This window comes from uncultured Sulfitobacter sp. (assembly GCF_964021855.1).
In the GTDB taxonomy this organism is placed as follows: Bacteria; Pseudomonadota; Alphaproteobacteria; order Rhodobacterales; family Rhodobacteraceae; genus Sulfitobacter.
The window spans coordinates 482,959-497,036 of record NZ_CAXHZD010000001.1; the positions used below are offsets into that span (position 1 = coordinate 482,959).

General features: G+C 58.4%; 16 protein-coding genes and 1 riboswitch. Of the genes, 5 read left to right on the plus strand and 11 right to left on the minus strand.

The window, feature by feature from the left end:
- Positions 1-21: 21 nt before the first annotated feature.
- A riboswitch (cobalamin riboswitch) is annotated at positions 22-220 on the plus strand.
- 143 nt (positions 221-363) lie between these two features.
- The 5 genes from AADJ11_RS02275 to AADJ11_RS02295 are packed head-to-tail and all read left to right on the plus strand — an operon-like array spanning position 364 to position 3,788.
- Positions 364-1,149, plus strand: coding sequence for a DUF4198 domain-containing protein (locus AADJ11_RS02275; RefSeq protein ID WP_341232936.1), 786 nt, complete (start codon positions 364-366; stop codon positions 1,147-1,149).
- A 7-nt stretch (positions 1,150-1,156) separates the two neighbouring features.
- Entirely contained in the window at positions 1,157-1,774 is a 618-nt protein-coding gene (cbiM, locus tag AADJ11_RS02280) for a cobalt transporter CbiM (RefSeq protein WP_341232937.1), read from the plus strand.
- Complete coding sequence (locus AADJ11_RS02285; protein ID WP_341232938.1) at positions 1,771-2,355, plus strand: cobalt ABC transporter permease; 585 nt, start codon at positions 1,771-1,773, stop codon at positions 2,353-2,355. The genes cbiM and AADJ11_RS02285 overlap by 4 nt, the downstream gene beginning before the upstream one ends.
- 3 nt (positions 2,356-2,358) lie before the next feature.
- The gene (cbiQ, locus tag AADJ11_RS02290) at positions 2,359-3,147 is read left to right on the plus strand and encodes a cobalt ECF transporter T component CbiQ (protein WP_341232939.1); all 789 of its coding nucleotides are present in this window, start codon (positions 2,359-2,361) and stop codon (positions 3,145-3,147) included.
- Positions 3,138-3,788: an ABC transporter ATP-binding protein gene (locus AADJ11_RS02295; RefSeq protein ID WP_341232940.1), complete on the plus strand. Its 651-nt coding sequence runs from the start codon at positions 3,138-3,140 to the stop codon at positions 3,786-3,788. Before cbiQ ends, AADJ11_RS02295 begins: the two co-directional genes overlap by 10 nt.
- 17 nt (positions 3,789-3,805) lie before the next feature.
- Here the strand turns inward: AADJ11_RS02295 and cobS are convergent, their stop codons facing one another.
- The 11 genes from cobS to AADJ11_RS02350 all read right to left on the minus strand — a co-directional run bounded on the left by cobS (position 3,806) and on the right by AADJ11_RS02350 (position 14,045).
- Positions 3,806-4,555, minus strand: a complete 750-nt coding sequence (gene cobS, locus AADJ11_RS02300) for an adenosylcobinamide-GDP ribazoletransferase (RefSeq protein ID WP_341232941.1) — start codon at positions 4,553-4,555, stop codon at positions 3,806-3,808.
- The gene (cobT, locus tag AADJ11_RS02305; RefSeq protein ID WP_341232942.1) at positions 4,552-5,562 is read right to left on the minus strand and encodes a nicotinate-nucleotide--dimethylbenzimidazole phosphoribosyltransferase; all 1,011 of its coding nucleotides are present in this window, start codon (positions 5,560-5,562) and stop codon (positions 4,552-4,554) included. The genes cobS and cobT overlap by 4 nt, the downstream gene beginning before the upstream one ends.
- Positions 5,546-6,055, minus strand: a complete 510-nt coding sequence (cobU, locus tag AADJ11_RS02310) for a bifunctional adenosylcobinamide kinase/adenosylcobinamide-phosphate guanylyltransferase (protein ID WP_341232943.1) — start codon at positions 6,053-6,055, stop codon at positions 5,546-5,548. Before cobU ends, cobT begins: the two co-directional genes overlap by 17 nt.
- A 95-nt stretch (positions 6,056-6,150) precedes the next feature.
- Complete coding sequence (locus tag AADJ11_RS02315) at positions 6,151-8,040, minus strand: ATP-binding protein (protein WP_341232944.1); 1,890 nt, start codon at positions 8,038-8,040, stop codon at positions 6,151-6,153.
- A 483-nt stretch (positions 8,041-8,523) separates the two neighbouring features.
- Complete coding sequence (gene pqqE / locus AADJ11_RS02320) at positions 8,524-9,630, minus strand: pyrroloquinoline quinone biosynthesis protein PqqE (RefSeq protein WP_341232945.1); 1,107 nt, start codon at positions 9,628-9,630, stop codon at positions 8,524-8,526.
- The gene (gene pqqD / locus AADJ11_RS02325) at positions 9,627-9,902 is read right to left on the minus strand and encodes a pyrroloquinoline quinone biosynthesis peptide chaperone PqqD (protein ID WP_341232946.1); all 276 of its coding nucleotides are present in this window, start codon (positions 9,900-9,902) and stop codon (positions 9,627-9,629) included. The genes pqqE and pqqD overlap by 4 nt, the downstream gene beginning before the upstream one ends.
- A 3-nt stretch (positions 9,903-9,905) precedes the next feature.
- Positions 9,906-10,655, minus strand: a complete 750-nt coding sequence (gene pqqC / locus AADJ11_RS02330) for a pyrroloquinoline-quinone synthase PqqC (protein WP_341232947.1) — start codon at positions 10,653-10,655, stop codon at positions 9,906-9,908.
- A gap of 1 nt (position 10,656) precedes the next feature.
- Entirely contained in the window at positions 10,657-11,550 is an 894-nt protein-coding gene (gene pqqB, locus AADJ11_RS02335; RefSeq protein WP_341232948.1) for a pyrroloquinoline quinone biosynthesis protein PqqB, read from the minus strand.
- Between the two features lie 24 nt (positions 11,551-11,574).
- Positions 11,575-11,679, minus strand: coding sequence for a pyrroloquinoline quinone precursor peptide PqqA (pqqA, locus tag AADJ11_RS02340; protein ID WP_093916145.1), 105 nt, complete (start codon positions 11,677-11,679; stop codon positions 11,575-11,577).
- A gap of 101 nt (positions 11,680-11,780) precedes the next feature.
- A complete protein-coding gene (locus AADJ11_RS02345) occupies positions 11,781-12,464 on the minus strand; it encodes a response regulator transcription factor (protein WP_341232949.1) in 684 nt (227 codons plus the stop codon).
- Between the two features lie 9 nt (positions 12,465-12,473).
- The gene (locus AADJ11_RS02350) at positions 12,474-14,045 is read right to left on the minus strand and encodes a HAMP domain-containing sensor histidine kinase (protein WP_341232950.1); all 1,572 of its coding nucleotides are present in this window, start codon (positions 14,043-14,045) and stop codon (positions 12,474-12,476) included.
- Between the last annotated feature and the right edge of the window lie 33 nt (positions 14,046-14,078).

Here is a 14,078-nt window from a genome sequence, read left to right on the forward strand (position 1 = left end):
ACGTTGCCCGCACCGATCTGCCAAGACTGAATTATGACCGGTCCCGATCTTTTCGGGCGAAAGAGGGAATGTAGTGCGGCGCATCGGCGTCAAATCTACAGCTGCCCCCGCAACTGTCAGCGGCGAGCAGGGCCAAATACGTCACTGGAGCAATCCGGGAAGGCTGGCCCAACGCATTGACCCGCAAGCCAGGAGACCTGCCGGACACGCGCCCCATGGTAAACGGGGTGCATTCACTGGGCGCCGGGGTGTGCGTTTGGCCGTGGCAACCGCGCGCCAGTTTGGGTGTGTCGTCCCGGTCCAACCATATCCTTGGCGGTCGAATTTATACGTGCCGGGTGTGGCGCCAAGATGAGACTACTGATGAAAAAACTACTGCTCGCCAGTGCCGTTGTGCTGACACTGCCTGCGATGGCTTCGGCGCATTTCTTGTTGGAATATACCACCAATACCATGATCGACCGGCCCGGTGATGTGCCGGTCAAACTGATCTTTTGGCATCCGATGGAAAATAGCCATGTGATGAACCTGGAACGCCCGCAAGAATTTTACATGATTCACAATGGCGACAAGACCGATCTGATGGACAGCCTAGAGCCTGTACAATTCACCGGCGGTCAAAACACCGGTGCAGCGTTCAAGGGTTATGTGCCTGTCAAACGGTCGGGCGATTACGTTTTGGTCACGGTACCCACGCCGTATTACGAAGAGGCCGAGGATATTTATATCCAGCAGATCGCCAAGGCATTCCTGAACCGCAACCAGTTGCCAACAGATTGGATGAACCCGGTTGGCCTGCCCACGGAAATTGTACCCCTCAACAAACCCTATAACATCATCGCCGGATCGACATTTACCGGCCAAGTGCTGGCAGACGGCCAGCCGGTTTCCGGCGCGCAGATCGAGATTGAGTATATGGCGGCAGAGCCGGACATGAACAGCGCATCGGCCAGTATGCCGGTTGTCAGCGCCATGCCGGGCGGCGCGATTGTCGCGATATCGGATATGAACGGGTATTTTTCCTTTGGGGTGCCACGGGCGGGCTATTGGGGCTTTGCCGCGCTTGGGTCTGGACCCGTCACAGAACATGAAGGTAAGGAACTGAGCCAAGACGCCGTGATCTGGATCCGCGCGTGGGACATGGAGTGATACGCGCATGCATATCGTAGACGGAGCGCTGTCCAATACTGTTGTGATCGCTGGTGCAGTTGCTGCAGCGGGCGGTATCGCAATGGGTCTGCGCAGCCTGACGTTGGAGCGTATTCCAACGGCGGGTGTGCTGTCGGCCAGCTTTTTCGTGGCGTCGTTGATCTATGTGCCTGTTGGGCCGTCTTCGGTGCACCTGATTATGAACGGTCTGGCCGGAATTTTGCTGGGCTGGGCCGCCTTTCCTGCGCTGTTTGTCGGCCTTGTGCTTCAGGCGATATTCTTCGGCTTTGGCGGGTTGACGGTTCTGGGCGTCAACACCGTCAACATTGCCCTTCCGGCGGTTGTGGTCGGGTTGATGATGCGCCGGCTTGTGGCATCTGGCACGCCGACGGCGGGGGCGATCTGGGCCGGGATTGGTGGCGCGTTGGCAATTGCGCTGACAACCGGCGTCGTGGCCATTTCGCTGGCAGCATCGGGGGATGAATTCATTCCGGCCGCCAAGCTGGTGTTCTTTGCCCATATCCCTGTCATGATCATCGAAGGGCTGTTGACCGGCTTTGCCATTCTGCTGGCCCGCAAGGTGAAACCGGAACTGTTTGACACCGCGAAGGGGGTACATGCATGAAACGCTTTGTCCTGCTCTTGCTGCTATGTGCGGCCCCGATCCCCGCGATGGCGCATAAAGTTCTGCTTTCGGTTTTTCCATCCGGTGACGTGATTGAGGGCGAGGTGGGATTTTCAAACGGGACCATGGCGGTTGATCAGTTGATTACCGTGAGGGCCCCCGATGGCACCGTACTGGGTGAAACAACAACAGATTCCGACGGCTTTTTCCTGTTCAAGCCGGTATTGCCAGTCGCCCATATCTTTCGCGGCAATCTGGGGGCGGGGCACGTGGCCGAGGTGAAGCTGCCCGCCGAAGAGGTCGCGGAAATTTTGGGCAAACCGGTGCAATCCTTTGACACGGCAACGACGTCTGGTGCGGGTGTCCCTGTCGGCGGAGCCACGACCGGTGCGTCACTGTCATCCCAGCAACGTGCGGCGATCGCCGAGATTATGCGCGATGAAATTCGCCCGCTGCGCCGCGAGATGGCCGCGACACGCGAACACCGTGATTTGCAGTCTATCTTGGGGGGCATCGGATATATCGTTGGTCTGTTCGGCCTAGGGTTTTATCTGGCGGCGCGCCGCAAGCTGGCGGCTTAGACCTTGGCGCATGTGCTAGAGCAAGGGGACACGACGCTGACCGAAACTGGTGCGGCGCAGGTGTCGGGCCTCATCGGCGGCTTGGACCCGCGGGTGCGTATTCTGGCGGCCATCGGCTTTGGTATTGTGGTGGTTGGCCTATCTTCGCTGACCGCGCTTGGCACCGCGATGGTGCTGTCAGCCGCTTTGCTGTGGGCGTCTCGCTTGCCCCTAAGGCCCACCTTGAAACGCATGGCAATGATGGATGGCTTTATCATCTTTATGCTGGTGCTTTTGCCGTTTTCCATTCCCGGCGACCCGATCTTTACCCTTTGGGGGATTGCGGCCAGTTGGCAGGGGCTGTGGCGTGCTGTGGAAATTGCGCTGACGGCCAATGCGGTGATCCTTGCGCTGATGACGCTTGTCGGCACGATGGAGCCTGTGACGCTGGGCCATGCCTTGTACAAAATGCGGGTGCCTGAAATCCTGGTGCATCTGTTGATGTTCACCATCCGCTATATCGAGGTGCTGCGCGAAGAATACCTGCGGCTGCGCGGCGCGATGAAGGTGCGCGGTTTTCGCCCCGGTACGAATTGGCACACCTATCGCAGCTTTGGCTATCTGGTCGGCATGATGCTGGTGCGCGCGATTGAACGATCCGAACGTATTCTGGGCGCGATGAAATGCCGTGGGTTTTCCGGGCGTATCTATCTGTTGCAGAATTTCACCCTGACGTCAGCCGACAGGCGCTTTTCCCTTTTGTTCGTGATAGCCATGGGCCTGCTGATTTTTCTGGAGCTGGCATGGCGCTGATCGAGCTTGATGATATCCATTTTTCTTACCACGGGCAGCCGCCAATCTTGTCGGGTGCGTCTTTACGGCTGATGCCGGGGCAACGGCTGTCGCTGACCGGGCCAAACGGGTCCGGCAAATCGACGCTTTTGCGGGTGATCCTTGGCCTGCAAACCCCACAACACGGAACCGTGCGCGCCTTTGGCACAGAGCGCAGCCAAGAGGCCGATTTTCACGAGGTCAGACGCCGTATCGGGTTGGTTTTTCAGGATGCCGACGACCAGCTGTTTTGCCCCACCGTGGCCGAGGATATCGCCTTTGGCCCGCTGAACCTTGGTAAATCCAAGGACGAGGCGATTGAAATTGTCGACTGTCTGTTAGAGCAATTGCGCCTCACGCATCTGCGCGACAGGATCACGCACAAGCTGTCGGGGGGCGAAAAACGTCTCGTGACCTTGGCGACGGTTCTGGCGATGGAGCCTGAGGTGCTGTTGCTGGACGAGCCGACAAACGCGCTGGATACTCAAAACGAGGCCCGGCTGGTCGAGATTTTGCAAGATTTGCCACAGGCGATTTTACTGGTGAGCCATTCTGCTGAATTTCGCAGCCAGATCACGCAGGAGAAGGTCGAAATCCGCGCAGGTCAAATCTTCGCGGCCTAAGCCAACGACGCTGACGATCAACCGGCCAGCATTGCAAGCGTTGCCCATGCGCTGGTCTCGGATAAAAACTGTACCGTCCCCAATACGTCACCGGTTTGGCCCCCGATGCGGCGTCGGGCAATAGCGGCCACAAGGGTCGCAACCAAGGTGACCACAGCCAACACAATCACCCCATGCCAGCCCAGCACGAGAATGGCGACAAAAGCCAAGCCCGCCCAAAGCATCCAGCTTGTATCGCCACCGCTGGAGAGCACGCCTAGACCATCTGTTCTGGCCAAGGGCATCGTTGCCGAGCAAACCGTCATCGCAATCCGGCTAAGAACGCCGATGGCCAGAAAGCTCAGGATGCCAGCCTGCCCGCCAAGCTGTGTCAGGGCAGCAATCCAAACCGCGCAGCACAGGATCAGCGCGAGCACGCCATAGCTGCCGATCGCGCTGTCGCGCATGATTTCAAGGCGGCGCGCCTTGTCTTGGCCGCCCCAGATGCCATCGGCAAAATCGGCCAGCCCGTCCTGATGCATCGCACCGGTGGTCAGTATCACAGCCCCGAGCGTCAGGACCGCAGCAAGGGCAGGAGTCGCCCCGATACAGATGCTTAGGCCGTGGACACCCCACGCGATCAACCCGACGATCAAGCCCACCAAGGGGTAGGCCCACCGTGCCTCGGCCAGTGATGGTGCGGGGTCTTGCAGATGGCCGACGGGCAGACGCGTGAGCATCATGACCGCCAGCCGTACCTCGGCAAGTCGCCCCGCGAAATCGGTCATCCGCCAGAAACCCCGGCCTGGGCAAAGGTTGCCATACCGTTGTGGCATTCCAGTGCGGCGCGCAATACGCCAAGCGCCAAGGCGGCACCGGACCCTTCGCCAAGGGCCATGTTCATCGACAGGATCGGCGTCTTTTGCATCGCGTCGACCATCAGCTTGTGACCGGGTTCGGCGCTGGCATGGCCAACAAGGCAATGATCCAGCAGCGCAGGTGCGGTATCGTAAAGCGGCGCAACCGCTGCGGTGCAGATGTAGCCATCCAGAATGACGGGGATCGAATGCGCCCGCGCGGCAAGGACCGCGCCGCAAATCGCTGCCTGTTCACGACCGCCCAGTGCGGCCAGCATCGCCATGCCGCGCGCCGCGCTGTGCAAGGCAACGCCGGTTTCGACAACCAGCGCCTTCAGCTTTTGACCATCGCTGTCTGACCCGGTGCCGCGCCCGACCCATTGCGCTGCACCCCCGCCAAAGGTGGCACAGGCCAAGGCGGCGGCGATTGTCGAATTACCAATCCCCATCTCGCCCAAGATCAACACCGATGCGTCGGGATCAACGGCCTCTGCGCCGGTTTGCAGCGCCTTGATTGTCTCGGCCTCGGTCATTGCGGGGCCTTGGGTGAAATCCTGTGTGGGCTGGTCCAGATCCAGCGCCACAACCGACAAATCCGCCCCGCTGGCGCGGCACAGCTGGTTAATCGCGGCACCGCCCGCCTCGAAATTTGCGACCATCTGCACGGTGACTTCTTGGGGAAACGGGTTGACCCCTTGGGCGCAAATGCCGTGGTTGCCAGCAAAGACCAAGGCCTGCGCCTTTTTGATGACGGGCATTTCACTGCGCTGCCATCCCGCCATAAAGATCGCCAGTTCCTCAAGCCGGCCCAGCGATCCGGGCGGCTTTGTCAGGGTGTTTTGGCGTTCGGATGCTGCGGTCGCAGCGGCCTGATCGGTTTCAGGAAGAACCAGTTTGGCAATATCATCAAGGGACGTCAGATCAGACAGGATGGTCATTAGTTTTTACTTTCATTGGATAGCCCGCAACACACAGCACAACAGAGCCGCACGCCCGCGCAATAGTTTGATTGACCCAGCCAGCTGCATCACGGAAATCGCGGGCCAGTTTGTTTTCAGGAACGATACCGCCGCCGACCTCGTTTGTGACAAAAATCACCGGGGCAGTTTGGGCCGCAATTGTCTCAACAAGGGTTTCAGTCTCGGTGCGCCAGTCCTTGTCCGATAGCATAAGATTGGTCAGCCACAGCGTGAGGCAATCGACCAGACGCGGGTCGCCGCCATCCGATTGCGTAAGCGCGTTTTCCAGATCAAAGGGGGCTTGAACGGTTGTCCATTCAGGGCCGCGCCGCTTTTGATGTTCAGCGATGCGCGCTTCCATTTCGCTGTCATGTGCTTGGGCGGTTGCGATGTAAATCGCCTTGCCGGTCGGCTCCAAGGCATAGCCTTCTGCCAGTGCAGATTTGCCTGATCGCGCGCCGCCTGTAATCAATAAAGACTGTCCCATGGATAAGGGAAAAAGCAGGTTTCGACATGAAAGGGAAGCCGAAAGGCCACGCAAACCGCGCCAAAAACCACCGCGTCGTTTCAGGCACCGCCCTTGCCGCCATCCGCATCCAGCGCACCGTTGATCGCGGCCAACAAATCGCGGCGCATCACCGGCTTCATCAGCCGGATATCTTCGGGGCGCAGGCCGTTGCCGTGTACCGTCGCCTCTGACGCGTAGCCGGACATAAAGACCACCGGCAAGGTGCCTCTGATCTCGCGCAGTTCTTTGGCAAGGCCGGTACCCTGAAGCCGCCCGGGCATTACTATGTCGGTCAACAACAGATCATATGTCGGGTCCGCTTCAAAAATCTCTTTGGCCTGATCGCCGGATTGGGCAGGTTGAACTGCATAGCCAGACGCCTGCAACATGGCTGTCAGAACCGCGCGCACCTCTTCTTCGTCTTCGGCAAGCAATATCCGTTTGCCTTGCGGTTTCGGGTCCAGCTCGTCGGGATGCTCCAATACCGTGCTGGGTTGATCTGATGTTTCTGCGGGGAAATACAGCTTGAACGTGGTGCCAACGCCGATCTCGGAATAGACTTGGACCGTGCCACCCGATTGCCCCATGAAACCCATGACCATCGGAAGGCCCAAACCCGATCCGTGGCTGACCGATTTGGTGCTGAAAAACGGGGTGAAAATCTTCTCAAGGTCTTCGTCCGCGATCCCGTGTCCGGTGTCGGACACAGCCACCAAGACATATCTTCCAGCCTCCAGCTTTTCGTCGCGGCCATCAATATAACCGGCCTCGATCCTGACGTTCGAGGTTTCAATGGTAAGCCTGCCACCGTCCGGCATCGCGTCGCGGGCATTCAGAATAAGGTTCAAAAGCGCGCTTTCCGCGGCGACCGGATCGGCTTTGACCTTCCACAATCTCGCAAGAAGCGAGGTCTCGATCTCGACATTCGAGGGGAGCGTGCGGCCGGCCCAGTTCTTGGTGTCGAGGACCAGCTTGTTCATATCCATGATTTTGGGCTGCAACGGGGCGCGGCGCGAATAGCTCAGCATATTCCGGGTCAGCTCCGCCCCGCGCAAGGTTGCGTCGATGCAGGGCTGGATCATCACGCGCAGTTCCTCGTCGGTGCATTCTTCCTGCATCAGTTCGAGATTGCCAAGAATGACGGCCAGCAGGTTGTTGAAATCATGGGCCACGCCGCCGGTGAGCTGCCCGATCGTTTCAAGCCGCTGCGACGCGGCCAGCTGCGATTGCAATTCCTCGCGGTGCTTTTGATCGGCCAACCGTTTGGTAATGTCGGAAATATTGGCGCGGATTAGGGTCTTGTCATAGGGCGGCACCCGCAACAAGGTGACCTCGCAGTGAAACTCTTTCTTGTTCACATCAATATGGGTCCAGTCGAATGTGGGATGCCCGCCCGCAATCGCGTCTTGCAGATATTTTGTTGCCAGCTCTTCACTGCGTGCGCCAGATGGCTGAAATTCCGGGGTGAACTCGGCCATCGTACGGCCGTATAACAGTTTTTCCCGTGGCACCCCGAACAATCGTTCGGCTTGGGCGTTGACGGAAACCAGATACCCTTTTTCCATATCATAGGTCATGATTCCGCTGGGTGCGTATTCGACAAGCGTTTCAAATCTTCTGTGGTTCTCTTCGACCTCCTCCGAGGCTTTTTCCCAAAATTCACTGATGTTGCGAATGAGGACGATCATCAAGGCACTGGCCAAACAGTTGCTGCCGATGGCGACCATCCAATTTCGCGGGTTTTGGTTCCACTGGGTGACGGCATCATTTGGATGCTCCAAGGTCCCTGAGACAAACAGGTAGGCAAGCACCACAAGTGCAATGGTCAAACCGGCCAATGCAAAATAGGCTAACCGCCGGGTATAGAATGTGGCGAGCACCGCCAGAACACAGGGAAAACCATACAAGGCCGCAGCGGCAAGGCCCAAATTGGCGACCGCTGAAAACATGGCAAGGCTTATACCCGTTAAGGTTAGCAAACCTCTTGTTTTTAGGTGTTTTTCTGCCCTTAGAAACAGCATCGGTAAGACGCTGAATATGAGGAGCATAGCAATCGTCGGGAGATAAATACTCCCAAACTGAGAGGCACGAAGCAGCGTGAGCAATAGCGCGACGACGACGACCAATGAAACGAAATCAAGTATCCCGCGGAGCGCTTTTTGTAATCCGGTATCGAATACTTTTGTGGGTTGGATTTCGTCTCTTTTAGGCATCAAGCTTCCTTATTCCCCCCACGATTTTCTCTTGCTAACACAATATTTACTCAAAACCGTAGTTTTTTCGACGACCCCTTTTGGGGGCGATACGCAAAACAAAGCGGGGCCATAATCTGGGGCAATTAGGCGAAGAACCATCAAAGGGTCAATGATGTCATTGGATGCTGTGGCGGGCTTTGATCAACGCGCCGATACTGTTTCGTGCGACAGGCGGTCTTATTCAGCCGGTTCGGACGTTTTCGCGGGGCCGTCGCGATACACAAGCGGGGCGTCATCGCGCCCTGAAAATACATCTGCTTGGGTTTGCAGGTCCTTGTGGTGGGGCGATTTGATGCACACCGGATCGGTGGCGGATGCATCACCGACCACAGCCATTGCCTGACAGCGACAGCCGCCGAAATCGATGGTCTTGCGGTCGCAATCACTGCACGGGTCCTGCATCCAATCGGTGCCGCGATAGGCATTAAAGGCGGCCCCGTTGTGCCAGATGTCGGAAAGCGGTTTGTCTTGGACGCGGTCAAATGTCAGATGGGGAATGGTTTGCGCCGCGTGGCAGGGCAGGACCAATCCGTTCGGGGTGACGTTCAGACCCGTCGTACCCCAACCGCCCATACAACGTTTGGGATAGCTTTCGTGATAATCCGCTGGCACATAATCAATCACCAACCGACCCTTAAGCCGTGTGCGGGCTGCAATAACGATTTGCGTCGCTTCTTGGGCCTGTTCGCGGGTTGGCATCAGCGCGTCACGGTTCTTTAACGCCCAGCCGTGAAACTGCACGGTTGCGACCTCGATCCGGCGGGCCCCCATTTCCTCGGCCATCTCGATTGCGCGGGGCAGTTGGTGCAGATTGCGGCGGTGCAAAACGGCATTCAGGGTCAGCGGGAAACCGATTTTACCGATCCATTCCGCCACCTGCATTTTACGGGCAAAGCCGCCGCGATACCCGCCGATTTCGTCGGCCATTTCCGGGCTGGTACCTTGGAGGGACAGCTGCACGTGATCAAGCCCCGCGTCATCCAGCTGCATCAACCGCTTTTCGGTCAGGCCAATGCCGGAGGTGATCAGATTGGTATAAAGGCCGGCCTCGCGGGCGGCGGTCACCAGCTCTGTCAGGTCACGCCGGGATGCGGGTTCGCCCCCAGACAGATGCAATTGTAGCACACCCATGTCTGCCGCCTCGCGAAAGACGCGCGCCCAGGTAGCGGTGTCCAGCTCGCTGTCTATGGCGGCCATTTGAACGGGGTTCGAACAATACGGGCAGGCCAGCGGGCAGCGATAGGTTAGCTCTGCCAGCATCGCGATGGGGGCTGGCGCAGTCATTGTGAGACATCCAGAAAACGACGGCTGCGCAGCGCGTCCAGAAACCCGGAGCTGTCCTTGCGAATTTCATCGACAGGCGCGCTATAGCGTTCGGCCAGCGCGCCGGTGATTTCGCCAAAGCTGCGGGTACCGTCAACCTCGGTCAGGATGGCATGTCCCACCGCATCCAGCGTGATCGCCCGCTCCGGCGCCAGCAGCACCCACGTATCACGGACTTTGTCGTGATGCAGCCTTACGCCGCGGGGCAGGGTGGGGATATCAGCGGTTTGCACGGGTCAGGACGCCTTTTGCAGCAAAAGACCCTGATCGGGTTGCCACGCGCCCGGCGGAATGCGGGCGGGGGTGACGTAAGCGGCGGACAGCGCATCAAGCTGCGACCACAAAACATCGGTCTTAAAGATCAGCGCGGCGGCGGCGGCGTCTTGTTTCTCAGCGGTGTCCGCATTGTCCAACACCCAAGCAAGGCCAAAGGCGACGTCTTTGGGGGCTTCCTTCAGGCGGTTCTTGAAATACGAAAGCGAACTGTCATCGGCAAAATCATAGTTTTTCAGTAGCCCTTCGATCCGGTTGGCATGGATCTTTGGGGCGAAAAGCTCTGTCAGGGATGCGGCCACGGCTTCAAGCAGGGTTTTTTCGCGTACAAACCTTACATAGGCGTCCACGGCAAACTTTGTCGCAGGCAGAACGCCCTGACACGACGCCACATAGTCAGGATCAAGACCAACCGCTTCGGCCAGACGCAGCCAACGGCGAATGCCGCCTTCGTTGGTGTCGGTGCCATCGTGGTCTTCGATACGGGATCGCCATTGCCGCCGCAGCGCGGGGTCTTCGACCCGAGACATAAAGGCCGCGTCCTTCATCGGGATCGAATGTTGGTAATAGTAGCGGTTGATGACCCATGCGCGCACCTGATCCGCATTACACGCACCGCCATGCAGCATGTCGTGAAACGGGTGCAGATCGTGATACCGTTCGGCCCCGATCTGGCGCAGGCGGGCCTCAAATTCACTACGGGTTTGGGTCATGTCAGGTGATCTCCATTCCGTCTTGTCCGATTGTCCAACCTGCCGCCTCTGCCGTGGCTTTTTCCGCCGAATCCGGTCGCAAGACGGGGTTGGTGTTGTTCATATGCACATAGATTTTCTGCGCGATGTTCAGCGCATCAAAAGCGCGGAGCGATCCGTCTGGTCCGTCCATCGACATGTGGCCCATCCGCTTGCCGGTTTTCTGGCTTAGCCCGGCGCGGACCATTTCATCATCCTGCCAAAGCGTCCCGTCGAAAAACAGCAGATCGGCCCCATCAAGCCGCGCGCGCAAATCGTCGTTTAGCAATGCGCAGCCGGGGATATAGAATACCGTCTTGTCGGTCGTTTCAAGTTTCACCCCGACGGTTTGATCGCCGATTAGATCGGTCTGAACCTCGTCCCCCTCAAGGTACAATGGCACCTTGCCGGGGACGGCAAACAGCGTCGCGGTCATGCCGGGCAGTAATGGGAATGGTGTATCAAGCGCGATGGTTTGGCGTGTCACCTCATCACGGTTCAGCGCATCAAACATTGGATTTTGGGCCAAGACGTCATGAATGCCCGCTGTCGCGAACAGGGTAAATGGCTGCATTTCGCGCAAGGTAAGCAGACCCGCCACATGATCGATATCGCCATTTGTCACCAGCACTGCCGTCAGCGGCAGGCGGCGCAAATCCGTCGGGTGAAGTGGCGGGGCGGCAGCAAGCTGTTGCCTAATGTCGGGAGAGGCATTGAGCACAGCCCAAGATGTTCCATCGGCTGTAACTGCAAGTGATGACTGGGTTTGCGATGGAATAACCCCGCCCCGCGCGAAATTGCAGTTTTCACAACCACAATTCCATTGAGGCAGGCCGCCACCCGCGGCTGCCCCAAGGATATGCGCGCGGAAAGTCATAGCTGCCACCGCGCGCTGTCTGTCTTAGAACAATACGCCGCCGGCGTCTTCGCCGTCGCCATCTGGTCCGTACATGTTGATTTCCATACCGCATTCAATTTCGCGGATGATTGGTTTCGTCCATGCCATGATCGTGTCCTCCTCCTGATTGAAATATACCCCCACGCTGACAGAGAGATGCTGTTCAGGCGACTCTTATTTACTAAGAGAACCTTAGACTTTGGTGGGTATTAGACATCATTCAAAACGGGTGCCTGACCGGAAAGAACAAAACCTTTGTTCCGTACTGTTTTGATTTCAAATGGAAAATCATCGGAGGATAGTTTTTTGCGCAAATAGCCGATATAAACATCAACGACGTTCTCGTTTCCCGATCCGTCGCCGGCCCAAAGCGTATCAAACAAGAATCCACGCGAAATTGGCGTGCCTGCGTGCTGTATCAACAGCTCCAAAAGCTCGAATTCGCGCTCTGTCAGGGGGGTCTCGGACGCCCCGTTTTGCAAGATACGGGTCTGGCGTGACAGTTTGCACGGGGCAGGGCGTTCGGTGCTGACCCGGTGTTCCTGCACCCGCAACCGCGCCACCAGCTCGTCAAAATCAAACGGCTTGACGACATAGTCATCTGCCCCGGCCTCAAGCCCTGCGGTGCGGTGTTCCACGTCAGATAGGGCCGATAGCATCAGGATGGGCAGGGTGGCCCCGCTGGCACGGATGGTACGCACCAGATCAATACCGCTGTCGGCCCCCAGCATGACATCGACGATGGCGCTGGAATACTGACCCGTCTGAAGCCGTTCCAACGCGCGACCCGCACGGTTTTCCGTCTCGGCTGCATAGCCATGCAGTGCCAGCCCCCGCGCGAGGGCAGACGTGATTTCGGGGTCGTCATCAATGATAAGCAAACGGCCGGGCATGGGTGTATTCTAATCCTTGGCGATGGGAAGGCGAACCGAGATTTTAGTACCGGCTGCGGGGCCAAGCGCGTCGGATCGAGGGAGCGGGCTGGTCAGGGTGATGTCGCCGCCCTGTTCAGTGATCACCCAGTGGGCCAGCGCCAGCCCAACGCCAAATCCCTGTTTGGCGGATTTCGACGGCCCCTGCACAAACCGGTCGAACACGCGCGACTGATCTTGCGGGTCAATGCCGGGGCCGTTGTCGGTCACGGACAGCCCTGCCAATGTCGTGTCGGTTTCGGGGGCCAGCCGCACGATGCCGCCGTCCCGGGCATAGCGGATGGCGTTTCGGATCAGGCTAACGATCACTTGCCGGATCCAGTTGGGATCACTGCGCAGCACAATATCGGGCATCTGTGCGACCTCAAGCGTCATGCCCGCGTTGTCGATCTCGGCCTGAATTTCGGCCTGCACCTCATCGATTAGTTCCGGCAGGCGCACCGACTGCGGCTCTAACGCGAGCTGGCCGGTATCGGACCGCGCCAGCCTAAGCAGATCATCAATGCGCCGGTTCAGCCGCCGTGCCTGATTTTCGATGGTCGAAAATGCGGCATGGGTGTCATCGGGGCCTTTCTTGCCAATCTGCGCCTCCATCAGCATGACGGTCAGCGGCGTGCGCAATTCGTGGCTGACATCCGCAAAAAACCGACGTCTGTTGCTGTCGATCTCCTCCAACGCGGCATTCGCGGCGCGCAACGCTTTGGTACGGTCGGCAATCGTTTCGTTTAAACGCGCCCCTTCTGCCGCGACCTGCTGTTGGCGTTCGTGCAATGCGGCAGCCATCCGGTTTGTCTCGGCTGCCAGCAACCCGATTTCATCGGGTCGCGATACAGGAAGTGCGACGGCAAAATCCCCCGCACCAATTTGCTGGGCGGCGGCGCGCAGTTGATCCAGCCGCCGGAACTGTGGGCGGATCAGACCAAAGTAAAAGGCCGCGACCAGAACAACCGCAGCCGCTGCAATCAGCACCGCAAAAAACGCCAGCCGCTGCCGCAGTGTGTCGATCCCTGCCAGAATGGTATTGCGGAACATGACTTCGGTATTGATGGCTTGGCCTAGCAGCGGATCAAAGCCCGAGGCAAAACTGTCGATATAGGCGCGTAGATGTGATGCGTCGGTTGTGTCCGTCTCCAACCCTTGCAACGTTCTGTCCAGCAAGGCCTGCATCCGCGCCAAGCCAAGCGATTGCGTCCCATAGCGAGATTGTTCATCAAGGCCGAGGGTTTCGGCAGCGGCGACCGCTTTGGCCACATCGTCATGCAGTTGCACAAAGGTGCGGCTTATCTGGTCGGCGACGGGGGAAATACGCTCGGTCCTTGTGGCGACGGGCAGGCCGGTTTGCACAACCTCTGTCGCGACCACCAAAAAGGTCGCCGCCTGTGTCGACAGCCCGGCATAGCGTGACATCCGCGTTTCCGAGGCAAGCGCGGTGTCCAGCCTGCGCCCGACCTCGCCCAGCCCCAGATACAGCATCAAGGCGATCAGGATCGTCGATAAGCCCAGCAATGCGGCCCCAATCGCAAGGCGAAGCTTTAAGGACATTACTGGTTTGAGCGTGATACCTGATTGCACCGG